Origin of the sequence: Mesorhizobium abyssinicae (assembly GCF_049887195.1) — a bacterium.
GTDB classification, from domain to species: Bacteria; Pseudomonadota; Alphaproteobacteria; order Rhizobiales; family Rhizobiaceae; genus Mesorhizobium; species Mesorhizobium abyssinicae.
Genome location: NZ_JARAKC010000007.1, coordinates 207808 through 232646 on the forward strand (window position 1 = coordinate 207808; position 24839 = coordinate 232646).

23 protein-coding genes and 1 pseudogene are annotated in these 24839 nt (G+C 64.1%); 11 read left to right on the forward strand and 13 right to left on the reverse strand.

The genetic code is table 11. The features are described 5' to 3' along the window. Positions 1 to 311: 311 nt before the first annotated feature. Positions 312 to 1190 carry a LysR substrate-binding domain-containing protein gene (locus PU724_RS17745; RefSeq protein WP_245478145.1) on the reverse strand — a complete coding sequence of 293 codons (879 nt, stop codon included), beginning with the start codon at positions 1188 to 1190 and terminating at the stop codon, positions 312 to 314. 134 nt (positions 1191 to 1324) lie between these two features. On the opposite strand from PU724_RS17745, the gene PU724_RS17750 reads away from it, so the two are divergent. From PU724_RS17750 to PU724_RS17765, 4 genes are all read left to right on the forward strand, one after another. After that, a complete protein-coding gene (locus tag PU724_RS17750; RefSeq protein WP_127283083.1) occupies positions 1325 to 2719 on the forward strand; it encodes an FAD-binding oxidoreductase in 1395 nt (464 codons plus the stop codon). Between the two features lie 22 nt (positions 2720 to 2741). Continuing rightward, on the forward strand, positions 2742 to 3917 hold the full coding sequence (locus tag PU724_RS17755) for an MFS transporter (protein WP_127283068.1): 1176 nt from the start codon (positions 2742 to 2744) through the stop codon (positions 3915 to 3917). Between the two features lie 504 nt (positions 3918 to 4421). Then, entirely contained in the window at positions 4422 to 6140 is a 1719-nt protein-coding gene (locus PU724_RS17760; protein ID WP_127309192.1) for an adenylate/guanylate cyclase domain-containing protein, read from the forward strand. Positions 6141 to 6494: 354 nt separating this feature from the next. Then, positions 6495 to 7253: a bestrophin-like domain gene (locus PU724_RS17765; RefSeq protein WP_426213432.1), complete on the forward strand. Its 759-nt coding sequence runs from the start codon at positions 6495 to 6497 to the stop codon at positions 7251 to 7253. A gap of 76 nt (positions 7254 to 7329) precedes the next feature. Here the strand turns inward: PU724_RS17765 and PU724_RS17770 are convergent, their stop codons facing one another. The 4 genes and pseudogenes from PU724_RS17770 to PU724_RS17785 form a co-directional block, all read right to left on the reverse strand. Then, on the reverse strand, positions 7330 to 7842 hold the full coding sequence (locus PU724_RS17770) for an OmpA family protein (RefSeq protein WP_127283065.1): 513 nt from the start codon (positions 7840 to 7842) through the stop codon (positions 7330 to 7332). A 9-nt stretch (positions 7843 to 7851) separates the two neighbouring features. After that, positions 7852 to 8512 (reverse strand): annotated as a pseudogene (locus PU724_RS17775) (L,D-transpeptidase). Between the two features lie 259 nt (positions 8513 to 8771). Continuing rightward, positions 8772 to 10856, reverse strand: a complete 2085-nt coding sequence (locus tag PU724_RS17780; protein WP_354423183.1) for an adenylate/guanylate cyclase domain-containing protein — start codon at positions 10854 to 10856, stop codon at positions 8772 to 8774. Positions 10857 to 11123: 267 nt separating this feature from the next. Further along, positions 11124 to 11987, reverse strand: coding sequence for a hypothetical protein (locus tag PU724_RS17785; protein WP_292168842.1), 864 nt, complete (start codon positions 11985 to 11987; stop codon positions 11124 to 11126). Between the two features lie 183 nt (positions 11988 to 12170). Between PU724_RS17785 and PU724_RS17790 the strand changes: the two genes are divergently transcribed. Next, positions 12171 to 12488 carry a LysR substrate-binding domain-containing protein gene (locus PU724_RS17790; RefSeq protein ID WP_354423334.1) on the forward strand — a complete coding sequence of 106 codons (318 nt, stop codon included), beginning with the start codon at positions 12171 to 12173 and terminating at the stop codon, positions 12486 to 12488. Between the two features lie 78 nt (positions 12489 to 12566). Here the strand turns inward: PU724_RS17790 and PU724_RS17795 are convergent, their stop codons facing one another. Both PU724_RS17795 and PU724_RS17800 read right to left on the reverse strand, forming a co-directional pair. Next, positions 12567 to 13229: a hypothetical protein gene (locus PU724_RS17795; RefSeq protein WP_354423185.1), complete on the reverse strand. Its 663-nt coding sequence runs from the start codon at positions 13227 to 13229 to the stop codon at positions 12567 to 12569. Between the two features lie 310 nt (positions 13230 to 13539). Beyond that, on the reverse strand, positions 13540 to 13770 hold the full coding sequence (locus PU724_RS17800; RefSeq protein ID WP_127283060.1) for a hypothetical protein: 231 nt from the start codon (positions 13768 to 13770) through the stop codon (positions 13540 to 13542). Positions 13771 to 14276: 506 nt separating this feature from the next. On the opposite strand from PU724_RS17800, the gene PU724_RS17805 reads away from it, so the two are divergent. Beyond that, positions 14277 to 14948 (forward strand): peroxiredoxin-like family protein, encoded by a 672-nt coding sequence (locus tag PU724_RS17805; protein ID WP_354423188.1) that lies wholly within the window; start codon positions 14277 to 14279, stop codon positions 14946 to 14948. Positions 14949 to 14980: 32 nt separating this feature from the next. Here PU724_RS17805 and PU724_RS17810 read toward each other — a convergent pair whose 3' ends face one another. The 6 genes from PU724_RS17810 to hemC form a co-directional block, all read right to left on the reverse strand. Then, positions 14981 to 15697, reverse strand: coding sequence for a glutamine amidotransferase (locus PU724_RS17810; protein ID WP_127287384.1), 717 nt, complete (start codon positions 15695 to 15697; stop codon positions 14981 to 14983). A 35-nt stretch (positions 15698 to 15732) separates the two neighbouring features. Continuing rightward, positions 15733 to 16209, reverse strand: coding sequence for a tellurite resistance TerB family protein (locus PU724_RS17815; RefSeq protein WP_127311882.1), 477 nt, complete (start codon positions 16207 to 16209; stop codon positions 15733 to 15735). Between the two features lie 36 nt (positions 16210 to 16245). Next, positions 16246 to 17832, reverse strand: coding sequence for a heme biosynthesis protein HemY (locus PU724_RS17820; RefSeq protein WP_127391789.1), 1587 nt, complete (start codon positions 17830 to 17832; stop codon positions 16246 to 16248). A gap of 10 nt (positions 17833 to 17842) precedes the next feature. After that, positions 17843 to 19300 carry a COG4223 family protein gene (locus PU724_RS17825; protein WP_354423190.1) on the reverse strand — a complete coding sequence of 486 codons (1458 nt, stop codon included), beginning with the start codon at positions 19298 to 19300 and terminating at the stop codon, positions 17843 to 17845. 139 nt (positions 19301 to 19439) lie between these two features. Next, the gene (locus tag PU724_RS17830) at positions 19440 to 20156 is read right to left on the reverse strand and encodes a uroporphyrinogen-III synthase (RefSeq protein ID WP_354423192.1); all 717 of its coding nucleotides are present in this window, start codon (positions 20154 to 20156) and stop codon (positions 19440 to 19442) included. A gap of 1 nt (position 20157) precedes the next feature. Then, on the reverse strand, positions 20158 to 21084 hold the full coding sequence (hemC, locus tag PU724_RS17835; RefSeq protein ID WP_354423194.1) for a hydroxymethylbilane synthase: 927 nt from the start codon (positions 21082 to 21084) through the stop codon (positions 20158 to 20160). Positions 21085 to 21185: 101 nt separating this feature from the next. On the opposite strand from hemC, the gene tsaD reads away from it, so the two are divergent. The 5 genes from tsaD (at position 21186) to PU724_RS17860 (ending at position 24791) form a co-directional block, all read left to right on the forward strand. Beyond that, positions 21186 to 22271 carry a tRNA (adenosine(37)-N6)-threonylcarbamoyltransferase complex transferase subunit TsaD gene (tsaD, locus tag PU724_RS17840; protein WP_189340365.1) on the forward strand — a complete coding sequence of 362 codons (1086 nt, stop codon included), beginning with the start codon at positions 21186 to 21188 and terminating at the stop codon, positions 22269 to 22271. Next, positions 22268 to 23287 carry an NAD(P)H-dependent glycerol-3-phosphate dehydrogenase gene (locus PU724_RS17845; RefSeq protein WP_127283505.1) on the forward strand — a complete coding sequence of 340 codons (1020 nt, stop codon included), beginning with the start codon at positions 22268 to 22270 and terminating at the stop codon, positions 23285 to 23287. The genes tsaD and PU724_RS17845 overlap by 4 nt, the downstream gene beginning before the upstream one ends. Before the next feature lie 19 nt (positions 23288 to 23306). Beyond that, a complete protein-coding gene (locus PU724_RS17850; protein WP_127309640.1) occupies positions 23307 to 23603 on the forward strand; it encodes a YciI-like protein in 297 nt (98 codons plus the stop codon). Between the two features lie 109 nt (positions 23604 to 23712). Then, entirely contained in the window at positions 23713 to 24138 is a 426-nt protein-coding gene (locus PU724_RS17855) for an EVE domain-containing protein (protein ID WP_127309641.1), read from the forward strand. Beyond that, on the forward strand, positions 24135 to 24791 hold the full coding sequence (locus PU724_RS17860) for a class I SAM-dependent methyltransferase (protein WP_127309651.1): 657 nt from the start codon (positions 24135 to 24137) through the stop codon (positions 24789 to 24791). Before PU724_RS17855 ends, PU724_RS17860 begins: the two co-directional genes overlap by 4 nt. The last annotated feature ends 48 nt before the right edge of the window (positions 24792 to 24839 follow it).

Sequence of the window (24839 nt, forward strand, 5' to 3'; positions counted from 1 at the left end):
ACCCTCCAATTTGGATTGCCCGCAAGAAATAGGCGGGCTTCCTCCTCTGCCTCAGGAACGCGACCGGCAAGGGCAAGCGCGGGAACCAAGTGCTCCCTCGAACCCGTCCCGTACGTTTCTTCCCGGCTCAACGAAGCAACAGCTTCTTCATAGTGACCGGAGGAAATCTGCGCTATTCCCATGATCCAGAAATACCAACCGGGTGGACGAGGATTTATACGGAGGGCCGCGCCACAAGCTATCAGTGCCGCTTGCGGATCGCCTAAGTAGATCTGAAGCTCACCCATCCATGCAACCGCATGCGCCAGCCGTTAGATCACGGTTCTCATCCACGCCAGGAAAGACTCCATCACCGCGGATCGCTGACTGTGGTTTATCCATACGACATAGAAGCTGTAGCCCGGCAAGGACAATGGATGGGCTTTGACGAGCGTGCCAGTTTCCAGTTCACGGCCAACCACGACGTCACTTAAGATTGCAATGCCTTGCCCGGCGACAACTGCATCGATCGCATGCAGCTCTTCGCGAAAGCTCAAATCCCAGGCTTTGTCCGGGATCAGGTCCGGATCGATTGAACGCGCCGTTGCCAGCCATCGGCGCCAGGTGGGAGCGTCCGGATCCCGGTTCATCCAGTCAAAATGGATCAACGGATAGCGCAGTAGGTCGGCGGCACGCTCGACCGGCCGCCCATCGCCTGCCAGCAATCGCGGACTGCAAATCGGAAAGAAGGAATCGCGGCACAGCTCTTGCGCGGCAAATCCCAAAGGCGGGCGCCGTGTGTAGCGGACCGCCACATCGGCGGCGCCGGCGCGCAGATCGAGCAGCGCGTCCGTGCCGATGATCTCCAGGGGCACGGCCGGGTTGACCTCTCGCCATTTCGGCAACCGGGGCACGAGCCAGCGGCTCGCGAAAGCGTTCGGGCTTGTCACCCGCAACGGCGTTTGAACATCCGAGTCGGCGACCGCGGCAAGGGAACCAGCGAGAATATCAAAGCCGTTGCGCAGGATCGGGAACAGGCGCGCTCCCGCGCTCGTCAGCGCGAGCGGGCGCGGTCGGCGCTGGAACAGCTTCAGGCCGCATATCTCTTCCAGCAGGCGGACCTGGTGACTGATCGCCGTCGGGGTCACGCCGAGCTCCACCGCCGCGGCCTTGAAGCTGCCGTGCCGGGCAGCGGCCTCAAAGGCATGCAAGGCGCGGAGCGGCGGAGTGTTCCTCATGCTGCCAGTGTAGATGAATTCCTCTCACCTAGTAGCTAAGAATTTCGCTTTTGCAGAAGGCCGGACGCTATGAGACCGTGGTCCTGTTGGAACCGAGGACAGCAAGGATGGAGCTTCCGCGACAGACCGACGTGCCATCGGGCCGATCCGATTCCTCGATCACGGCGATCGAACAGTTCCGCCAAGGCTTACGGGGCGAACTGGTATTGCCGAAGGACGCTGCCTACGACAAAGCGCGCAGGGTCTGGAACGGGGCGATCGACAAACGTCCCGCCGCAATCGTCTTTTGCGCCGATCCCGATGACGTCGTCCATGCCGTGACCTATGCCAGGTCGCAAGGCTGCCTCGTGGCGGTTCGCAGCGGCGGCCACAACGTCGCCGGTCTGTCCGTCTGCGACGATGGGATGGTGATCGATCTGTCCCGCATGAAGACGATCGCGGTCGATGCTGAGCGTCGCATCGCCAGGGCCGAGGCTGGTCTGACCCTCGGCGAGCTCGACGCTGCCACACAAGCGTATGGTCTTGCGACGACCATGGGCGTCAATGGCGACACCGGTATTGCCGGCCTCACGCTCGGTGGAGGCTTCGGCAAGCTCGGACGAAAGCACGGCCTGAGCTGCGATAATCTGATCGCGGCCGAAATTGTCACGGCCGATGGACAGCTGTTGCGAACAAGCGCCACTGAGCATCCCGACCTGTTCTGGGCCTTACGCGGCGGCGGCGGTAATTTCGGCATCGTGACGAGGTTCGAATACCGGCTGCACCCGATCGGCCCGTCGCTTCTCGTGGGCTCGGTGCTTCATGCTTACGATCATGCGCGCGAGGCCATGCGGTTCTACGACAGATTCTCCCGCGGCGCCCCGGACGAGGTGAGCGTCGACGCCGCGCTCGTCACGCTGCCCTCGGGTGACCGCGCCTTCAATATCTCGGCTTGCTATGTCGGGTCGCCCGAAGCGGGCGAATCCGTCATCGCGCCGCTGATGCAATTCGGATCGCCCATCGACAGCCGCCTTCAGGCCGTTCCTTATCTCCAGATTCAATCGGCGGGCGACAGCCTCTTTCCGCGCGGGCGGCGCTATTACTGGAAGGCGCAGTTCCTGCGCGAGATCAGCGATGGTGCGATCGAGGCGCTGCTCGGCAGTTACGCGAGGGCTCCCAATCATTCGTCCCTGCTGGTTTTCCAGCAGGTCGGCGGCGCGATCGCTCGCGTGCCCGCGTCACACTCGCCCTATGCCAACCGCGACGCGGCCCTTGACTGCTTCCCGATCGCCATCTGGGACAATCCGGCCGATGACGAGGCGAACATCCGCTGGGCGCGCGAGTTGTGGAACGCGGTCAGACCATTCTCCACCGGCGGTGTCTATGCCAACAATCTCGGCGATGAGGGCGACGAGCGCGTGCGGGATGCTTACGGCGGAAATTATGCGCGCCTCGTCGCCATCAAGAAGCAATACGACCCGACCAATTTCTTCCGGTTGAACCAAAACATACGGCCTGGCTAGTTCGGGCTCCGTGGGGGGAACCGTGCGCAGTCGCTGGACAATCCTTGCGGTCCTGTTCGTCGCCCGCACCGCAATGGCCTTTCAATTTCAGAGCATTGCCGCTGTCGCGCCCCTTGTCGGCGACAGCCTCGGGGCGAGCCTGGCCGACATCGGGATTCTGATCGGCCTTTATCTGGCGCCGGGGGTCGCACTGGCCCTGCCCGGCGCGACGATCGGCCAGCGCCATGGCGACAAGTCGACCGTTCTCGCCGGCCTGCTGATGATGCTGGCGGGTGAAATGCTGACGACGGCTTCGACATCCTGGAGCCTGCAGATCGGTGGCCGACTGATCGGCGGCACAGGCGGTGTCCTCCTGAATGTCCTGATGACCAAGATGGTCGCCGACTGGTTTGCCGGCCGGGAGATCGCAACCGCGATGGCTATCTACATCAACTCGTGGCCAGCGGGTATCGCCATCGCTCTCATGCTGCTGCCGGCAATCGGGACGACGTTCGGGATGGCCGCAGTCGGCCTTGCCGTTTCGGTTCTGATTATGGTTGGCATCGGCCTCATGGCCTTCGTCTATCGCGCCCCGGAGGCGTCACATGCCGGGAGAATAGCGCGCTTGGCCATTTCAGCCGGTACAAGCTATGCGCTGGTCACCGCCGGCCTGATCTGGTGCCTCTACAATGTCGGCTTCGCAATGGTCTTCAGCTTCGGTCCCGAGATGCTTGTCGATCGCGGATGGTCCAACGCGGCGGCAGGCTCGGCGATCAGTGTCGTGCTTTGGCTGGCTATGCTTTCAGTCCCGCTGGGTGGCTTGCTGGTCGATCGCACCAGACGGGGCGGTGCGATTCTCACTCTAGGCTGTGCGGGTTTCGCAATGCTGATGCTCCTTCTGTCGCGGAACGGACCATTGCTGCCCCTCATCATCGCCACGGGGATCGTATGCGGCCTGCCGGCCGGCGCGATCATGAGCTTGCCCACGCGCGTGCTCGATCAAAGGACGCGATCGATCGGGATGGGAGTGTTCTACACCGTCTACTATGCCGGCATGCTGGCCGCGCCAGCGATCGGCGGCAGGCTTGCCGTTTGGGCTGGCACCGCGACGGCCGCGCTCGACCTGGGCGCTGCCGCCCTCCTCATTTGCCCTTTTCTTCTGTGGCCATTCCACCGGTTCACCCGCCTGTCACAGGCGATGGTGGATCCAATCGGGTAAGACGGCTCTGCATTTCCGTTCGTCGGTTAGACCTTCACTTGGCATCACCAGGTCGCGAGTGCAGTCGCTGCACGTCAGCTTTCAGGAAATGCAAAGGTGAACTATACGGCCGACATGCAGCGCAAAGCCGCGGTTCCTTCGGCATGCGAAACTGAACGGATCCGCGTCAAAGGCGACCCTAAACGTGCGATTATCGAGACGCGGAAAGGCCGTTCTGGCGTTTGTATGCGAAGCGAATAGCGGACATTTTAACCGATGGAGCTAAGGTCCTGAATTGGACCCGAAGCCGTCACTGTCCGATTGCGGGGCAACTGCCGCGAACAAGCAGCAGGTAAGGTGGGACCCGCTCGTCAGTGGCGCTGCGGCAGGGATCGCCAAGGCGTCGCGCGAGTCATAGCCTCAAGAAGCGTGATCTGTGGTATGATAGACCGGTGAGGGCACGCTGGAGGCGCCGGTCCCTCGGGCCCGCGGCTTGCGTGTCGCGAATCTTGACTGGGGCTCAACATGGAGCGGAAGCTCGCTGCCATCCTTGCCATCGATGTCGTAGGGTACTCGGCGCTCATGGAGGCGGATGAAGCGGGCACCTTCGATCGGCTGAAACGTGGCCGCAAAGAGCTGTTCGAGCCGGAAATCGAGACGCGACACGGGCGAATCTTCAAGCTGATGGGAGACGGCCTGCTGGCGGAGTTCGGCAGCGTGGTAGATGCAGTCGAATGCGCGGTCACGCTTCAGCGCGGCATGGCGGAACGTAACGCGAGCGTCGCCGAAGACCAGCGCTTCGAAGTCCGGATCGGAATCAACCTTGGGGAAGTGATCGTCGAAGGGGACGATCGCTATGGCGAGGGTGTGAATGTGGCGTCGCGCCTCCAACAACTCGCCGAGCCCGGTGGCATCTGCGTTTCGGAGAAGGTGTCCAAGGAGGTTAGGCAGAAGCTAGCGTTTGCGTTCGAGCCCATGGGCGAGCAGCGGGTGAAGAACATAGCCGAGCCGGTATACTGCTATCGCGTGAACCTGCAGCTTCCGAGAGCGGCTCCGGTAGGGCGACTGGCATCGCTGGAACTGCCCGACAGGCCCTCGATCGCGGTCTTGCCTTTTACCAACATGAGCAACGATCCGGAGCAGGAAACCTTTGTCGACGGCTTGACCGAAGACTTGATCACCGACCTGTCTCGCTCAGCCGGCCTCTTCGTCATCGCGCGCAACTCGACCTTTGCTTACAAGGGGCGGTCGGTCGATGTGCGTTTGGCCGCGCGTGATCTTGGGGTGCGCTATGTGATTGAAGGCAGCGCCCGGCGCGCCGCGGGGCGCGTGCGCATCAATGCGCAGCTGATCGACGCGGTCGGCGGCGATCATATCTGGGCCGAGCGTTACGACAGCAGCCTCGAGGATATCTTTGCAGTGCAGGATGAGGTCACGGCCAAGATCGTCGAAGCCCTCGTCGGTCGATTGGCCGGACAGCCGGCGCGCAAACGGCCGACGAGTCTCGAAGCGTATGACCTCTGTGTGCGAGCCCGCGGTGTCAGTTTTCAGACCGGGTTAGGCGCGCGGGAAGCGCGCACCCTCCTGGAAAAGGCGATCGGACTCGATCCCGACTATGCCGAAGCACATAGCTTGCTGGCCCTCAATCTTTGGCTCGGCTGGCTGTTCTGGAACGAGCCGAGGGAAACCAACCAGCCTCGCGCCCTCGCGGAAGCTCAGCGGGCAGTGGCGCTCGACCCTAACGATGCCGGGAACCGCTGGTTGCTGGGTATCATACTTAGTCACGAACGGCGCTTCCCGGAATCGGATGCTGAGTTCGAAGCGACCTTCAAGCTCGATCCCAATCATGCCGATGCCTGGGCGATGCGCTCGGATCTCATCACCTTAAGGGGCGACGCCGTCAAGGGCGTCGAATTTGTGAAGCGGGCGTTGCGGCTCAATCCGCACCCTCCGGGATGGTACTACTGGATGGCCGGTCAAGCCTATTATGCGCTCGGCGACTATCAATCTGCGGTCGAGGCCTTACGCAGGCCGGAAACCTACCGCACCACGTCGCGGCGCATCTTAGCGGCAGCCCTTGCGCAGCTCGGGCGCCTTGATGAAGCTCGTCAAGAGGCGGAATTCTTCCTGATGAGCGATCCCCATTTCAGCATCGGGCACTGGGCAACATCACAGCCATTCGACGACGAGGAAGTGCTCCAGCGCTTCGTCGAAGGCTACCGCAAGGCTGGCCTTCCCGACTAAAGGGCGCATCCTTTGGATCGCCGGCTTGCTCTCGTCAGATATAGGCTCGTCTTTTGACTATGAGGGCAATGCCCGTGGGTTTCATCGATCAATGTCCGTTGAGGGCGCAAACGCCCCTCACCTTCGCCTGTTCACTCAGATGTCTGCTATTGGGGTGCGGGCAGGATCCGTGCGACGACCGAGATTAGGCGCAAAGCTGACACTCGCTGCCATGCGTAGAGATTGTCGACACGAAGGAACACAGTGGCATTGCCACGAGCGGAATGACGGCCTTACAAACGCCTGACGACGAATTCTCAGGATAGGGCAGGGGCTACTATGAGTGGCTGGTTGCATACTCTTCCACTCGCTTGGATGGCTGTCGTAGTGTTCGGGGCCACCTATATCGTCGCCTTGATCTTGCACCAAGTCATCGCCGCTCTGTCTGCGGGCTCCACGGCGCGGTCATTCAAGGCGCTTTCGCCTGGCATGTTGCCGCCGCTCGGGATCATCTTTGGCCTATTTGTGGCGTTCACCGCGGCTCAGGTCTGGAGCGACAACGATCGCGCCAATGCGGCAGTCAATCGTGAGGCCAGTGCGTTGCGGTCGGTCGTGGTTCTGGCGAGCAGCTTTCCAGGGCAGCCCGAGGCGCGCCTACGGGCGCTGGTGCGCAGCTATATCGAGGAAACGACGAGCCAGGAGTGGCCGCTGATGGCCGAGAGCGCGGCGACCCTCACCATAATCCCGCCGCCGCTTCACCAGGCGCTGCGGACGACGCTGGCTTTGGCGCCAGGCAATCCCGGCCAGGAGATCGCGCAGCGCGAGATGACGAGGGCGCTTGAAGACGCCTTCGAGGCGCGTCGCCAACGGGTTCTCGTCAGCTCGGCACAGGTCAACCCCACGAAGTGGGCCTGCCTGATCCTGCAAGCCTTCTGTGCTCTTCTCGCGATCGCGGTCGTCCATAGTGACAACCGAATGGCATCGGCGATCGCTCTTGGAAGTTTTGCGACCGGCGTGGCGGCATCCGTTCTGCTAATTCTCGCCCACGACCGGCCCTTCACGGGAGAGATCGCAGTATCACCGCAACCGTTGCTGCAGGTCATGCCGGAAGCCAATGCGGGCGGCGGTGGATGATACAGGCAGGAGTGCCACGACGGGCAAATTCCGTCGCGTTGTGAGGCTCTGATTTGGTGACAGGTAAAACTGCCCCCTACGAGTCGTCCCTCTCGTCGCGCAGATTGGACACAACGCGGCGGTTCTGCGACCTGCAGGCGGTGTCGGGACAGTCGCGGACCAGCCTGTCCTTGCCGTAGCCCTTGGCCCACATGCGGTTGCGGTCTATACCGCCGGCGGCGAGGTAGTTCATCACGGCATCGGCGCGCTGCTGCGACAGCGCCGTTTCGCTTGCGCCGGGATCGTCGGCGAAACCCTGCAGCTTGAGCAGCCAGCGCGGATACTTTGCCAACCAGGCGATCTGGGTGTCGAGGGTGGTCTTGGCGACAGAATCGAGCTCCGCCGAACCTTTCGTGAAAAAGGTGCGGCGGCCGACATTGAGGATAAAATCTTCCTCGCTGCCCGGCTGCACGTTCTGGAAGCCGGCAATCTCGGCGTTGGTGACGTCGGGCGTGGAAGGGGCCAGCGTGTTGCTGGTCGAGCAGGATGCGGCCACCACCAGCAGGCCGGCGGCGAGCAGCCGACGCGTGTTTTCAATCATCCGGTTCATGGTGCGCCATCATTCGACAGTGGTGGAAGCGGGCGCCTGGTCGGCGATGTGCGGCAGGACCTCCACCGCAGTGCCGATCGGGCACCGCTGGTAGAGGTCGATGATGTCTTCCGGGAACATGCGGATGCAGCCGCTGGAAGCGTCGGTGCCGATGCTCCACGGTTCCAGCGTGCCATGCAGGCGGTAGCCGATGTCGGCGCCGTCGCGATACAGATAGAGCGCGCGCGGTCCGAGCGGATTGTTGGGCGCGCCGCCTGCGATCATGGCCGGTAGCTCCGGCCTGCGCTTAACCATTTCGGGGGGCGGGACCCATTGCGGCCAGAGCGCGCGGCGGTCGATCGTCGCGCGGCCGTACCATTTGAAGCCCTCCTTGCCGACGCCGACGCCGTAGCGGATGGCGGTCTTGTTTTCCATGATGAGGTAGAGGAAGTGGTGGCGGGTATCGACCACGACGGTGCCGACCGACTCGCTGCTGAAATACTTGACGATCTGGCGATGCCATCTCTTGTCGATCTTGGCGAAGTTGGTCTTGCGATAGACAAAATTGTTGTCGATGGCGGTACCCGGCGAAAAAGGATTTTGCCGCCGCGGCTCGAACAGCATTGCCGGTTGCACCGACCGCGACCAGTGCCAGGCCACCGGTCACGACACCCCTGCGTGATAAAACCATCGGCAATCCCCCATGCCTTTAGGCTGGCAAACCATAGTTGAGAACTATTTCGCCTCAAAGTGGAAAATGCCGCAGTTGGCCGGAAGCCGGCCGTCCGCTTTTGCGGGGTGAGCGCGACAAGGCATTGCGACTTCGGACCTCATGCCGGTCGTCGGCAACATTTCCGCCGCGTCCCCAAAGCAGCCACTTTGCCATTTGTGGCCTTGATCTTGGATCGGCTCATTGAACGCATGAACACCATCGGAGCTGCCCCCCGCGACTAGAACCTCAACACCCAGGCTTCCACTTTTCCCTTGCCTTTGACTTCGATGGCGCCCCGCGGCTCGAAGACGAATTGGTGCTTGAGCTGTTCGTAGACGGGGCGCGTTACCTGAACAGAATCGGGAACTCCGCCAGACTCCATGCGGCTCGCCAGGTTCACTGTGTCACCCCATAAATCATAGATGTACTTACTCTTCCCAATGACTCCGGCGACAACTGGCCCGCTGTTGACGCCAACCCTGAGCTTCATCGAGACGTTGTGTTCCATCGCATGCTCACGGGTAATGTGGACCATGCGGATGGCCATGCGGACCATGCGCTCGGCGTGGTTGGCCATCGGCACGGGCAGGCCGCACACCGCCATATAGGAGTCGCCCACCGTCTTGATCTTCTCGATGCCAAGATCGCTGGCGGCAACGTCGAAGCGCGTGAAGAGTCCGTTGAGAAACATCACGACATCGTGCGGCGGCATTTCCGATGTCAGGGCCGTGAATCCGACCAGGTCTGCGAAGGCGACCGTGACCTCGGCGAAGCCGTCGGCGATCCTCTCCTCGCCAGCGCGCAGCCGATTGGCGATCGGTGCCGGCAGGACGTTGAGCAGCAGCTGCTCATTCTCGCGGTTCTTGTTCTCGATCACGACATTCTTCTGGCGCAGATCCTCAACCATGCCATTGAAGGCCGAGCAGAGTTCGCCAATCTCGTCGCGCGTGCGGACCGGCACGCTGGTCGCATAGTCGCCGGCAGAGAAGCGTTTCACCCCGGCAGTGAGATCGCGGAGCGGTCCGAGCAGCGCGCGCGAAAGCCAGGCGGCGGTGGCCGCGACCACAAGCATCGCCAGTCCTCCGACGAGCAACAGATCCCGGCGGAGTTCGGCGATCGGTGCGAAGGCCTCGGCGCTGTCGACCTTGGCGACGAGAGCCCACTTGAGGTCGGAAATCGCGAGCGGTCCCCATGAAGCGAGCGTTGGGACGCCACGGTATCCGATGATCTCGCCCGTGCCCTCGACACCGGCGAGCGCGGCACGGGAGGCCTCGGTGTCAATGCGCTGATGCAGCACTGGTGTCCCGTAACGCTGAATGGCGGCGATCTCCTCTTCCGAGGCGCCGACGGACCTGAGGTCGGCGAAGAAGCTATCCCGGTTCTCGTAGAATGCCCGCGGGCCAGAGCGCGCCAGATAATCGGGTCCGACGAGATAGGCCCCACCCGTGCCGCCGAACCCTTCCTGCCGCCAGCGGCGGTTGCCGGTGACAACGCTGTCGATCTCATCATTCGACAGTTTCGCGACCAGCACGCCGATGACGGCGCCCTGGGCAATCACCGGTGCTGCCATGAAGGCGATCGGCGCGCCGCCTGACGGCGCATAAGAGGCGAAATCCACGAGGCAGATGGCTGACGGGTCTGCGATCTGCGAGCAGCGGGCGACGGCAGCCGCGACGTTGGCGCTGCGATACGGACCCAACTGAAGAGACGTGGTGAAATCCACCTCCTTCTCGACCGTATAGATCAGGCGACCTGATTTGGGGTCGGCAATCATGAGATCGAAAAAGCCCACCGTGGTAGCCGCAGCGCGCATCAATGGGTGATATATGGCATGCAGCCTGGAGTATTCGCTTCCGTCGCCGGCGTCGTCGAGAAGCTTGCGCCGCTCCGCGGGGTTCGGATTTTCCACAATGTAGTGATACTGCAGATCGTAGGGGGCACCATCGACCGGCAGGTAGTCCGACAGGGCTGGTTCCCTGCCCAGGGTGCGCGTCATTCCGGGGATGAAGTTCTCAGCGTACCAATCGCCGACCCTCTGCCGCAGCTCAGGCGGCGCGCCTGCCCGGTCGAGTTGCTCGACCGCGGTCCGGAACTCGCGTGTCGCATCGACCACCATCTTGGAAGTCGCAAGCAGTCGCAGTTCCGCCTGGATCGTGCGGAAGTAGTTTTCAACCTGGCGCGTCTTGGTCTGGCGAGCGGCCGTGAGTTGGTCAAAGACTGCTTTTTCGAGAGCGTCGCGGGCGCGGAAGTAACCGAGCGCCCCGCTGACCATGACCGCGATGGCGCCAAGAAGGACGAGGGTTGTAAACAGCTTTGCAGCCAATCCCCAGCCCGCGTGGCTGGATGAACCCGTTACATCTGAAGACGACACGAGATCTTACTTTGCTTTTGCGTTAGGGGCGTCGCGTCTGACGGCAAGCCAGAATCGTGTTTCATCTGTTTCCCCCTTCTCCCTCGCATATGCATAGCAAATTTGCTGCGAGACGTGTGCGGGAATGCGTTGTCGATTTGCCAGTGGGACCGCACGGCAGAAGCGTTGCGGTCGCACGGACACCGTCCGCTTGTTCTATCACTCATCGCACTGCGGCAGTCAGGGTCGGCGGCTTGTCTCGCTGCCCCAGGTCGGGTTCTGCAAATCTCCGTGCAGGCAATAGTCGAAAGCATGGCACGCGTCGGTAGCGGGCCGGGTTTCCCAGAATGAACAGGCGAGATTCGCCGTCCGCACGACGCGCTCTCGCGCTTGCTCAACGCCCATGCCGAGGATCAGGGAACCGTCCTTGCGCTCGCGTAGCCACTTCTCAATGCCATGGCCCAGATCTTGCGCGTTTTTGAAACTCAGGCTCATCGTGAGATTGGTTTCCAGGGCGGCTGTGGTCGCATCAGGCCAAAGCGGAGCAAGCGCAAGTTCCGATCTTGTCATCTCGCCTTCTCGCAGGACAGCGCAATCCGCCGCTATGGCGACGCGTTGCGCCGCCCGCCACCTGGCCATGTCATCGCGTCCGGTCGGACCGTATATGCTGAGCGTGTCGAGCAAATCCCGATAGGAGCGGTCCCGATCGAATGCGAGGTGGCGAAATTCCAGCGCCGCAATCGCTTCGACAAGCGAAACTCCCCTTCGAGCAGCTTCGGTCGCGTCCTGCCAGGCAGCAACGGCATAGTCGCTGCTTATTATATTGCGCTGGTAGAAGTCGGGAAGCGCCTCGTCGAGTTTGGCCAGCGGCGTCGCAAGGGCCTCGAAGGCCTCACGCCGCGCATCGTTGCGAACACCATCGAATACGAATTCGCTCCAGGTGACGAAGATTGCCCGGATTGAATGCAAGCGAATGGGAAGCTCTATTTCGCGCCCCAATCCCCAGGGCCCATCGCCAATGCGTGCAATTCCAGGGAAGGCGCGCATCGCCGCTCGCAATGCGACCAGGCGCTTGCTCGCATCGTCGGAGATGCTGGCCAGCATGGCGCGAGGCGAAACATCGTCCGCAAGTCGCTCGCTCCAGAATCTGAGCCGTTCAGATGGGTGCATTGGGTCTCGGGATCGGCTTGCCGGTAGTGGGAAGCCAATCTTGCCACATAGTACCTAAGATTGCCTGCACGCGACGTCAGCACGGCGAACCGCCGGACCGGCCAGGTGGGTCATCGCGTGCCACTAACCTGTCCTGCCGACCTGGTTCACCATAACCTGCTGCATGAAACGCCTGATCGGCACGATTGGAATGTTTGGGCTGGGCAATTCGCGCCTAATCTTCTCGATTTGAACTCATGTGAGGCCTTTCCCAGCGCCGATATGGCCTATCGCGCCGCGGCCATGAGCCAGGGCGTCGCGATCGGAGACCTCTCCGTGCTCCACGAGGAGATCACCACCGGGGAACTGGTCCTATCGCTGCGTTCCGCAAATGGGTTTCGGAGGAAGCCGCGCGGTCCTGAAGGCCGCGCCTGCGCCTCACTGCACCCAGCTTGACTCCACCTCTCGCCAGCTCCAACAGCTCATAGACTGCGGCCGGGCTGCCATGGGACGAACGCGTAGGCTCAGGTCTTCTCACTTCTTTCTAGCGCGATACACACCGCCATCACGTGCGAAAGGCTCTACATCTCGACAATCAGGAGGAGCTTTAACGGCGGCCATCAGTGCCAATAGGTACGGAATTCGGAACTCGTCCCTATTGCTTTCTTGGATCTTATTCACGGCGACCGAACTGACAGAGTAGTCTGGACAGGTAATGGAAGCCCCGAGATATCCACCCCATGCCACCGCTGCTGCGTGGATTTTATACTGTGAACTGCCACGCGGCGTCGCATCGAGTAGACTTAGCATCTCTTCGCGGGGATTCGAGGTTCCAATATCGAAATCAAGAATTTCAGCGCCCAGGTCATCACACTCTTCTCCGGGTATCCCGCCGTCTTTGACGCTCCAAGTGCTTTGGGCGTCGAAGTAGATTTTTTGTACCAGTGTGATATCTGAAGGGCTAAGACTCCAAGTCAGCTTTTTGTAGTAATTTTCCAATGCCTTAATATCTATCAGTGGAACCAAATCGCATTTATCGTCAAATTCTTTGTGTAGCGTAAGAGCGTTCATCATGCGGCCGAGTATGTTGGCGCGATACAACGAATCTCGGCTGGCCACGTTGTGATAGACCTCCTTCGCCAAAACGGTCGACGACGCGAGAGAAGCGAGAAACGACAACAGAAGGATGAAACGCACTTCGACGCCCTTTCCGTGAACGCAGCCATCTTAAGCAGCAAATCTAAAGACGGACTGATCTGAAAACAATGTAGGGGCGAAGCAAGCAGGGCCCGAACTTAACCATTTCTTTTCATGGCAAGCAGTTCGCGGTGGATCGGGTGGGGAACAGTGCCTGCTTGCGCGAAAGGCGTGCCGGTCTCAACCGCGCCAATGTCCGGCGTCAGAGAGCGGACCCACCTCCGGAATGACGATATGAGGTGCAGAACTGTCGTTCACTTCGGCCAATCAGGCTACGCAGTCGATGAACGAGATAGAGGCGCGAGCAGACTTACTCCGAAAAGCTCACGCTCACGCCGCGTTGCCGAAAATAGGCCTGCATCAACTTGCGACCGGAGCGGTTGCTCTGCGCCAATTTGGCCGGATCGAACACCGCCTGTTTTTTCCCCTCTCGTGCCAGCGCCGCCTTGAGTGTCGCGATATGTGCATCGATGTCGGCATTGTCCGCTCGGAGTGAGGCGTAGATGTTCTCGGTCGCCTCGGCCACAGTGAGTTCGTTCACAGCTGTCGTCCTTTGATTGATTTGAGCGGCGCTTAGCACAGATTCGCGGCGCCGCCGAGAGCGACGAGACTGCAGCTTTGAGCAGCCGGCTTTTGCTCTATCCCCCCGCCGGCGTGCCGAAGATCACCCAGCGCAGCGTCACCCGGGTCATCTCGCCGTGGAACTGGATAGCCGGAGCTAATTGGGCGCCAAGCTTGCGCCGACAACGGCTGAGATAAGCCGTCAGCAGACCTGCAGGTCTCGGCTTCAGATATATATCGGACGGTCAATCTACGGGGCTTAGGCTGGCAACCGGGCTAAAGCGGACACCAGCGCCATCTGGTAAGCGTGGCCCTCCGTAAGAACGCCTTAGCGTCCGCCCACTCCGTGCTATAATTGGACTATCGACGCCGACCTAACTGAGGCCGACCGCCATTTCAGCATGCCCAAGGACGTATGTGCCGCAGATGGGCTCAAGCCACCCGCCCGCACATCCGTCGTGAATCGACCCGGGAGGAGGGATCAGCATGCCAGAACGTCTCAACATAGGCCCGCTGCAACTTGGCGAAACGGCGCCCAATTTCGTGCTCGACGCGATTACCCGCGAGGGCAAGATCGCCATCGACGATTTCCGAGGCGAGAAACCAGTGCTGGTCGGACTGTATAGGGGCTTGCATTGCCCCTTTTGCAGGCGCCATATCGCCATACTTTCGCAGCTCACCCCAGCCCTCAATGCGAAGGGCATCGAAAGCCTGACGGTGGTAAACACACCTGTCGAGCGGGCGCGCCTTTATCTCCGCTACCATCCGATGCTAGGCCTCGCGGCATCCGATCCGGAGCGGACTTCACACCGCGCCTTTGGGTTGCCGAATATGCAGATCACCGAAGACGAGAGCGCATGGCCGCAAAAGGTTTCGATGAGCGATGTGAGGTCGATACGGGTCGAATTGCCGGACGAGATGCCGGAACCGATGGACCCTTTTGCGGCGCTCGAATATCTGAACAAGAAAGACGGCTACGACATCACTGAAGCGGATCACCAGATGATGGCAACCGGCATAGGGCAGCTCGTCGGCCAGTTCCTGCTGGACCGCGATGGCGTCGTTCGCTGGGCCTCCAACGAGGTCCTCGATGGCGGCCTGTTCGGCGCCCCGAACACTCGGGAGCTGATGTCGGCAGCGTCACAAATCGGAAGCTAAGGTCAAGCTCCGCTGCTCAAAGCAATTGGTCTTTACCCCACCGCCGGCTTGCCGAAGATCAGCCCCAGGAATTCGCCCAGCCAGCGCTTGAGGTGCATGTCCCAGATCAGCCGGCCGCCGAGATGGTCGCGGCCGGGCTGCGCGCCGGGCAGTTCGAAGCGGTGCGCGCCGCGCACCACCCAGCGCTGCATCATCACCCGGGTCAGTTCGCCATGGAACTGGATGCCCCAGGCATTGTCGCCATAGCGGAAGGCCTGGTTGGGATAGGTCTCGGCCGTCGCCAGCAGCGTCGCATCCTTCGGCAGCGAAAAACCCTCGCGATGGAACTGGTAGACCATCTCCGGCCAGTGCATCAGCTTCTTGCCGGCCTCGGTCGCCTTCAGCGGATACCAGCCGATCTCGACCAGCCCCTCGCCGTGGCCCTCGACCTTGCCGCCGAGATGGTTGACCAGCATCTGCGCGCCGAGGCAGATGCCGAGCAATGGCCGGTTCTCCTTCAGCGGAATGTTGAGCCAGTTGGTCTCGCGGCGGACGAAATCGTCCTCGTCATTGGCGCTCATCGGCCCGCCGAACACCACCGCGCCGGCATGGCCGTCCAGCGTGCCCGGCAATTCATCGCCGAGCGGCGGCCGGCGGATGTCGAGATCGAAGCCTTCTTCCAGAAGCATGTGGCCGACGCGACCGGGGCTCGAACTCTCCTGATGCAGCACGATCAGGATCTTTGGTTTCGAACGCGGTCTCGGCGGCATCGGAAGGCGGAACCCCTGTCTATTCGTCGCCCAGTCTATTCGTCACTTGGGGTTCCGCGAGCGCCGGGCGCCTGCGCGGCGGCCTTCTGGCGCGCCTCGACGCGGTCGCGCCGTTCGACCCCGATCAGCTCGGCGACGCGCCACACCGTGTTGTCCTCCAGCTCGTGCAGTTCGCCGTCGGCATAGACGATCTCCCACATCAGGCCGACGAACGCCTTGCGCGCCTCGGCGTCGAGATGGCGCTTCAGCACGCTGGTGAAGGCATAGAGGTCGATCGCCTCATTGTCGGCCCGCTCGCCGGCGGCGGCCAGCGCGTCGAGCTCCTCGCCGCTGATCGAATAGGTCTGCGCCAACACAGCCTTGAACCGCTCCCACTCGACATCCTGGCGCACGCCGTCGGCGCTCATAACGTGGTAGAGCAGCGCCGACGCGGCGACGCGCGGATCGTCCGCGTTGGCGCGGGCAGCACCCGCCGGCAGATCCCTCAGGAAAGACAGGACACGTTCGAACATCATTTCATTCCCATACGGCCCGGATCGATCCCGGCCTCAAAACAAACGAAACCGGCGCGGCGATTTTTCCGCCTCATCGTCCGGATCGACACCGGGATCGTCGGGCAGCCTCGCCAGTTCCTCCGCCGGCTCCACCCCTTCGGCATCGTCGGGCACGGCGGCAAAGGCGGCCGCGGTGACCGGCTTCACCTGGTCCTCGTCTGAGGCCGGGGTCGCGACCGAGCCGTCCGGCGCAACGGCCTCTATCGTCTTTTCCTTCTCCGCCGCCGGCGCCACGGTGATCGCCGGCACGACTGTCTCCGGGCCGTCCTCATGGCTGTCGATCAGGTGCCCGAGCCGCTCCATCGGCGCCCGCCATTCGAAGGCGTCGAGTTTGCCGGTGACTGGCGACACCGGCGCCCAATGCTCGGAGACGACGCCGTCGGCGACCCAGGCCGGATCGCGCGGCGCCCGGACCGCCTTGGACAGCAATTGCCTCACCTTGCCCTGGTCACCTGTCTCGGCCTCCTCGATGTCGGCCAGGAGCAGATAGGCGCCTTCGCGCCGGTCCATGCGGATCGCAGCGTCCGCCTCGCGCCGGGCGGTGGCGAAATCCTGCGCGTCGAGCGCCGCGCGGGCAACCGCCATCGACGACTCGGCATGGTTCTTCTTCAGATCCTGCAGCTTCTTCGCCCGGTTCAGCCGGTCGCCGACGGCATCGCCGGGGCGGGCATGGGTATAGAGCTCGGCGATTTCCGGATGCGGCTCGGCCCGCCACGCCGCTTCGAGGATCTTGGAGCCCTTGCGCACATCGTTTTGCCGAAACAGCAGCCTGGCGGCGGCGACCGCCGCCGGCGCGAATTCGGGCACGAGCTTGTTGGCTTCGAGCGCCGCGGCCCTTGCCGCGTTGGCGTCACTGTCGATCAGCGCCTGCGCCTTGGCGGTGAGCAGCACGGCGCGGCGGCGGTTGGCGGCGTCGCGCTCGATCTGCCGCGTCGACTTCTGCGCCTCGACCAGCTTCAGCGCGCCGTCCCAGTCGCCGCGTCCGGTCAGTTCCTCCAGCGTCGATTCGGCGGCCCAGGCAAGTTGCGGCGCCACCGCCGCGGCGCGGCCGGCATAGTGCCTGGCGGCGTTGCGGTCGCCGAGGCGCTCGGCCTCCAGATAGAGGCCGCGCAGGCCGAGCAGCCGCATCTCGGGATCGTCGAGCATCGCCTCGAACTTCTCGCGTGCGCCTTCATGATCGCCTTCGAGCAGCGAGGCCTGCGCCTCCAGGAGATGGATCAGTGGCTCCTGGTCGGAGCGGATCAGCTTGGCCGCTTCCTTGGTCTTCTTGCGCGCCAGCGCCCCGTCGCCAGCGCCGGCCGCGATCATGCCGGTCGACAGCGCCTGGTAGCCGCGGTCGCGGCGGCGCACCCGGAAATAGCGCGAGATGGTATAGGGGCTGTTCCACAGCGACTTCACCAGCCACCACAGGATCATCACCGCGGCGACGACCGCGACCACCGCCACCGCCGCCACCATCAGGCTGACCTGATACTGATAGCCGTTGAAGGTGACGACCATGTCGCCGGGACGATCGGCCAGCCAGGCGAAGCCGAGCCCGAGCGCGAAGACGACGGCGAGGAAGATGAGGATGCGGATCATCTGGTCTCCCTCACGCCTTCATCGCGCCGGCAATCAGCGAATCGATCAGCTTTTCGACCTCCAGTCGCGCCTTCAGCTTGCCGGCAAAATCCGCGCCGGCGGCCTTCACCGCTTCCGGCAGCGTGTCGTACTCGCTGAGCGCCTTGGCGTAGTCGCCCTGGTTGACCGCCACCTCCATGCGCGCCACGGTTTCCGGCGCGCCCTTGCCCTCGACGGCGCCGATCGGCCGGACCTTGACCAGCGATTCGGCGCTCGACATCAGGTTCTGCAGGAAGCCTGCATTCTCATCGACGGGCGTCGCGGCCGCGACCATCGCGTTGGCGGCGGCATCGACCTCGGCGGCGATGTCCGTCCGGGTCGAAACGCCCTTCTCGGCATAGGCGCGCAGCGTCGCGATCTCCGGCGCGTCAGGCGAAATCGCCGCGAAGGTTTCGAGCTCGGCGGCGAACGGCGCGCCTCGGTCGAGCGCCGACTTCAGCGCCGATGCCGCGATGGCCATCGCGATCTTCGGCTGCGAGGCCTGCGCCTCGACCTTGCCGGAGAGCTGCGACACCGACTGCTCCAGCGCCGCCAGCCGGCCGTCCTCAGCCTTCGCCGCCTCGCCGGCGGATTTCACCAGCGCGTCGAGCCCGGCCAGCTTTTCATTGAGGGGCCCGAGATCGACAGGCGCGGCAGTTCCGGCCTTCTGCAGGTCGGCGATCGCCGTCTCGATCTGCTTGAGCTTGTCGCCAAGTGCGGCAACACCGGCGGCGTCGCCGGCGCCGCCTTGCTCGACCGCCGATTTCAGCGCCGCGACGTCCGACTTGACCTGGTCCAGCGCCGACGACAGCCCGTCGACCTTGGCCGAGGCATCGCCATTGCCGCCGGCCTGCTTCAGGCCAGCGATCTCACTCTTCAGCGCGGCGATCTCGCCATTGACGCCGTCGAGTGAGGCGCCGCCCGACCCCGGCGCGCCGATGAAGCCGGCGAACTGCAGGCCGCCGGCTGCGGCCAGCGCAATGACGCCGCCAATGACGCCGGCGGCAATGCCATTGAGGCCGCCGCGTTTCGGCTGCGGTGCCACATAGTCCTCCCTCCCGCGGTTTGTTTTCGGCGCGTCTCCGGCGGCGGCCGCCTTGGTCGAGGCATCCTCGAAATTGTAGTCGGAGCCATGCGTCTGATCAGGCGACGCCTCGGAACCTGCCGGATAGGGGCGCTCCGCCTCATCCGAACCCTTGGCGCCGGTGTCTTCCGTTCCGGCCTGTGCGGCAGCGTCGCTGTGCTCCCAGGGCTCATGATCGACCTGGTCGGCATGCACCGGCTCCGCCGGAGCCTCGGGTTGCGAAGCGCTCGCGGCTTCCTCCGCCTCGGCCTCCACGGTCTTCGCCCCATCCTCCTCGACAATGCGCGAGACGGCGCCGGGCTCGAGTTCGATCGTCACCGGCTCGCGGCGGCTCTTCGAATGTCGCATCTTCGGCGTCTTGACCATGCTTGGGCTCCGCAAATTGGCTTGGGATGGTTCAAAGGGTCTAGAGCTGAAGGATGCTCTAGCACATCACCAAGCGGTGAAAAGGGGCGGCGTGATGACACAGACCTGAGCAGGCATCTTGTCTTGTCGCAGATTCTGCCTAGCGCCCGGCCAGCATTAGCCTGATCAGCGCGTCTTCCTGCGGTTCGGCGGCGACGCGGACCCGTTCGGGAGCGACGCCGTCGAGCGCTGCGGCGATACGTCCCGACAGCGCGAAAAATCCCGTCTTTTCAAAATAACCGCCGAGCGCCGGCCGCCGGATCAGGGCCTGCATCGCCACGGCAGCCTTGGCCGAATAGAGCAGGGCCCGATCGACCGGCCCATCAGACAGCCGCGCAGCCACGTCCGCGTCGGAATGGTCGAGCGCGATCGTGTCGTAGGTTTCGACGGCGCAGACCGCGATGCCGGCCGCCGAGAGGCGCTGCTCGAAGGCAGGAAAACGCACGCGTCCGCAAAGATAGACGACCGTGCCTGTCGGGGGCCCTTCTACGATGGCATCGGCCAGCGCCACGGCATCGCCGGGGCCTTCGTTGACCGTGGTAAATCCTGCCTTGCGCGCCGCTTCCGCTGTCCTTTTGCCAACGGCATGACAGGGCAGAGCGGCAAGCGCGGCGATGAGCTCGCGCGACGCGTGGCGCACCGCGTTGGCGCTGGTAACCGCGACCGCCATGGCATGCTTCGGGGCTTCGCTTGCCTTGGCCGGCAGCGCCACCGTTTCGGTCAGCGGCAGCAGGATCGGCTGAAAGCCCATCTGCTCGAGCCGATGCGCGGTTCGCGAGGCGCCCGGTTCCGGCCGCGTCACCAGAACGCGGAGCATGTCAGGCCCAGCCGTCGAAGAAGGATTCGCCGGCCTTGGCCCGCACCGCCTTGGCGGCTTCCGCGCCGATGCGGGCGGCATCCGGCGCCGGCCCGTTCAGCCTGACCTCATGCGACTGCGTGCCATCGGGCGAGATGATCAGCCCGGCGAAGGAGAGCTTCTCGCCCGCGATCGTCGCGTGGCCGGCGATCGGCGTGCGGCAGGAACCGTCGAGCGCCGCCAGGAAGGCGCGCTCGCAGGCCAGCGCCTGGCCGGTCGGCGCGTCGTGGATCGCGGCCAGCATGCGCTCGACATCAGCGTCGCCGATGCGGCTTTCGATGCAGATCGCGCCTTGCCCCGGCGCTGGCGGAAACTGTTCCAGCGACATCAGGTCGGTGACGACATCGCCGAGCCCGAGCCGCTTCAGCCCGGCATAGGCGAGGATGGTGCCGTCGGCGACACCCTCACCCAGCTTGCGCAGCCTAGTCTGCACATTGCCGCGGAACATCACCACCTCGAGATCCGGCCGCATCCGCCGGATCAGCGCCTGGCGCCTGAGCGAGGACGACCCGACCCTGGCGCCCCGAGGCAGTTCGGCGATCGTCTTCGCAGCCTTGCCTATGAAGGCGTCGCGCGCGTCCTCGCGCGGCAGGAAAGCGGAGAGTTCGAGCCCCTCCGGCAACAGCGTCGGCATGTCCTTCGAGGAATGCACGGCGATGTCGATCCTGCCCGCCAGCATCGCCTCCTCGATCTCCTTGGTGAACAGGCCCTTGCCGCCGGCTTCCGACAGCGGCCGGTCCTGGATGCGGTCGCCGCTGGTCGAGATGACGACGATCTCGAATGCCTGTTCCGGCAGACCGTGCGCCGCCATCAGCCGCGTCCGCGTCTCATGCGCCTGGGCAAGCGCCAGCGGGCTGCCGCGGGTTCCGATTTTCAAGCTTGTTTGCATAGCGCGCTGTCCGTGATAACCCCCGGCACACGAGGTCTTGCCGGCACATGTCCTATCTAGGAAAGGCTGGTGATACAATCTTCGAGGACAGCGACCAATTGATCCGCGTTCTGGGCATTGAGACGAGTTGCGACGAGACGGCGGCCAGCGTGGTGGCGCTGGATGGCCGCGCCGCGCCCAAAATCCTCTCCAACATCGTGCTCAGCCAGATCGAGGAGCATGCCGCGTTCGGCGGCGTCGTGCCGGAGATCGCCGCGCGCGCCCATGTCGAGGCGCTCGACGGCATTGTCGAGGCGGCCCTTGCCGATTCGGGCGTGGCGCTGGACGAGGTCGACGCGATCGCCGCGACCGCCGGTCCCGGCCTTGTCGGCGGCCTGATCGTCGGACTGATGACGGCGAAGGCGATTGCCGCGGCCGCCGACAAGCCGTTGCTCGCCATCAACCATCTCGAAGGCCATGCGCTGACCGCAAGGCTGACCGACGGGCTCGACTTCCCCTATTTGCTGCTTCTGGTGTCCGGCGGCCACACCCAGATCGTCGCCGTGCGCGGCGTCGGCGACTATCAGCGCTGGGCGACCACCATCGACGACGCGCTCGGCGAAGCCTTCGACAAGACGGCCAAGATGCTCGGCCTGCCCTATCCCGGCGGTCCGAATGTCGAGAAGGCGGCAGCCACGGGCGATCCGGGCCGCTTTGCCTTGCCGCGCCCGATGAAGGGTTCGGCGCAGCCGGATTTCTCCTTCTCCGGCCTGAAGACGGCGGTGCGCCAGGCCGCGACCGCCATTGCGCCCTTGAGCGACCAGGACGTCGCCGACATCTGCGCCTCGTTCCAGGCGGCGGTGGCGGATGCGCTGGGCGACCGTGTTTCGCGCGCGCTCAACCGTTTCCGCCAGGAATTTCCTGATAAGGCCAAGCCGGCGCTGGTCGTCGCCGGCGGGGTCGCCGCCAACCGGACAATCAAGGCGACGCTGGAGGCGCTCTGCGCCGAGGCCGGCTTCGACTTCATAGCGCCGCCGCAAAAGCTCTGCACCGACAATGCGGCGATGATCGCCTGGGCCGGCATCGAGCGCCTGCGCGCCGGGATGGCGCGCGCGAACGACGCCGATTTCGTGCCGCGCTCGCGCTGGCCGCTGGACAGCGTCTCCGCCCCGATGGTCGGCTCCGGCCGGCGCGGTGCCAAGGCATGACCGAGCTGGTTACCAGCGGGCACGAGGCGCCGAGCGGCTGGCGCGTCGCAGTGCTTGGCGGCGGCGCCTGGGGCACGGCGCTGGCGCTGGCCATGCTGCGCGCTGGCCATTTCGTGCGCCTCTATGCGCGCGACCCCGAAACCGTCGCCGCGATCGATCGCGGCGAGAACCCGCGCTACCTGCCGGGCATCGCGCTGCAGCCCGGCATCGTCGCGACGACCGACATCGCGGCCGCGCTCGACGGCGCCGACTGCGTGCTGGCAGTGGCGCCGGCGCAGGCGCTGCGTGCCATGCTGGCTGGCGCCAGGCACCATGTGCCGTCGGGCGTTCCGCTGGTTCTTTGCGCCAAGGGCATCGAGCGCGACACCGGCGCGCTGCTGTCGGCGATCGTCGAGGAGGCCTTGCCGAACAATCCGGTTGCCGCCCTGTCCGGCCCGAGCTTCGCCACCGATGTCGCCCGCGGCCTGCCGACGGCGGTGGTGGTGGCCGCCCGCGACGCGGAGCTCGCCGCAGACCTTGCCGCCCGCTTCTCGGCCGAAAACCTGCGCTGCTATTCCAGCGACGACCTCGTCGGCGTCGAGATCGGGGGCGCGCTGAAGAACGTCTTCGCCATCGCCGCCGGCGCCGTCACCGGCGCGAGGCTCGGCGCCAGCGCCCAGGCCGCCATGGTGACGCGCGGCTTCGTCGAACTGCGCCGCATCGGCGCCGCCTTTGGCGCCAGGCCGGAGACGCTTATGGGGCTTTCCGGGCTCGGCGACCTCCTGCTCACCTGCTCCTCGGCGCAGTCGCGCAATTTCGCCTATGGGCTGGCACTCGGCCAGGGCAAGCCGCTTGCCGGACTGCCGCTCGCCGAGGGCGTGCCGACGGCGGCGATCGCCGCCCGCCTCGCCGCCGAGCGCGGCATCGATGCGCCGATCATCACCGCCGTCGCCGCGATCCTCGACGGCACCGTGACCATCGGCCAGGCCGTGACGGCGCTGATGACGCGGCCGCTCAAGACCGAAACCGACATCTGAACCATCGGAGTTTTAGACCATGCTGTTTGCGTTGATTTGCAAGGACAAGCCCGGCAACCTGCAGTTGCGGATCGACACGCGGCCGGCGCATGCGGCGTTCCTGGAAGGCCTGATCAGCGAAGGAAAACTTGCCTTTGCCGGGCCCTTCCTCGACGCTGACGGCAAGCCGGACGGCAGTCTGGTCATGATCGAGGCAGCGGATATGACGGCGGCGCAAGCCCTGGCGGCCAGCGATCCCTATGCCAAAGCCGGCCTGTTCGAAAGCGTCGAAATCCGCCCGTGGAACTGGGTCTTCCAGAAGCCCGCCGGTGCTTGATCGATCGCTTGGCGCCCCCCTCTCCCAGCGAGAACGGGGAAAGGGTAAGGGTAGTTGGAGCGCGAACGCTTCATTGTAGCCAACCGGCAATGGCAAGGGGACAACTGAGATGAACTACTGGCTGTTCAAGTCCGAACCCTCGGTCTTCTCCTTCGAGGCGCTCAAGGCCAAGGGCAAGGCCGGCACGCAATGGGACGGCGTGCGCAACTATGCGGCGCGCAACAACATGAAGGCGATGCAGATCGGCGATCTCGGCTTCTTCTACCATTCCAATGAAGGGCTCAACATCGTCGGCATCGCCGAAGTCTGCGCGCTCGCCCATCCCGACACCACGAGCGACGATCCGCGCTGGGAATGCGTCGACATCCGCGCCTTCAAGGAGGTGCCGACCCCGGTGACGCTGGAGCAGGTCAAGGCCAATCCCAAGCTCGCCGACATGGCGCTGGTGCGGCTCGGGCGGCTTTCCGTGCAGCCGGTGACGCCGGCCGAATGGAAAGAGGTCTGCCGCATGGCCGATCTCTCGCCGGCGCCGTGACGCGGCTGACGCCGAAAAGCGCGAAGAAGTTCATTCTCGACAACACGGCGCTGATGGCGCCGCCGCATGTGCCGGAAGTGCTCCTGCATCTCGCCGACGAGGCGCATGACCTTTGGCTGCGCACGGAAGAGGAACTGGCGGCGATCGGCCTGCCACCGCCGTTCTGGGCGTTCGCCTGGGCTGGCGGCCAGGGCCTTGCCCGCTACGTGCTCGACCATCCCGAAACCGTTCGCGGCAAGCGGGTGCTCGACTTCGCCTCCGGCTCCGGCCTGGTCGCCATCGCCGCCGCCAAGGCGGGCGCCGCGGCGGTGACCGCCGCCGACATCGATCCGTTCTGCGAGACGGCGATCGCCCTCAACCTCGAGGCCAACCTGGCCGAGGCGGAATTCCTCGGCCAGGACTGCGTCGGCGCCGACATGGGCTGGGATGTCGTGCTGGCCGGCGACGTCTTCTACGACAGGTCCTTCGCCGACAGGCTGCTGCCCTGGTTCCAGGCGCTGACGGCGCGTGGCGCCGACATCCTCGTCGGCGATCCCGGCCGCGCCTACCTGCCCAAGGACGGCCTGCGGTCGCTGGCCGTCTACCAGGTGCCGGTGACGCGCGTGCTGGAGGATGCCGAGGTCAAGCGCACGACCGTCTGGCGCCTTGCTTGACGGCAGCGCCGAACAGGCGTTCCATCGCCGCGATTTCAAAGAGGGTGC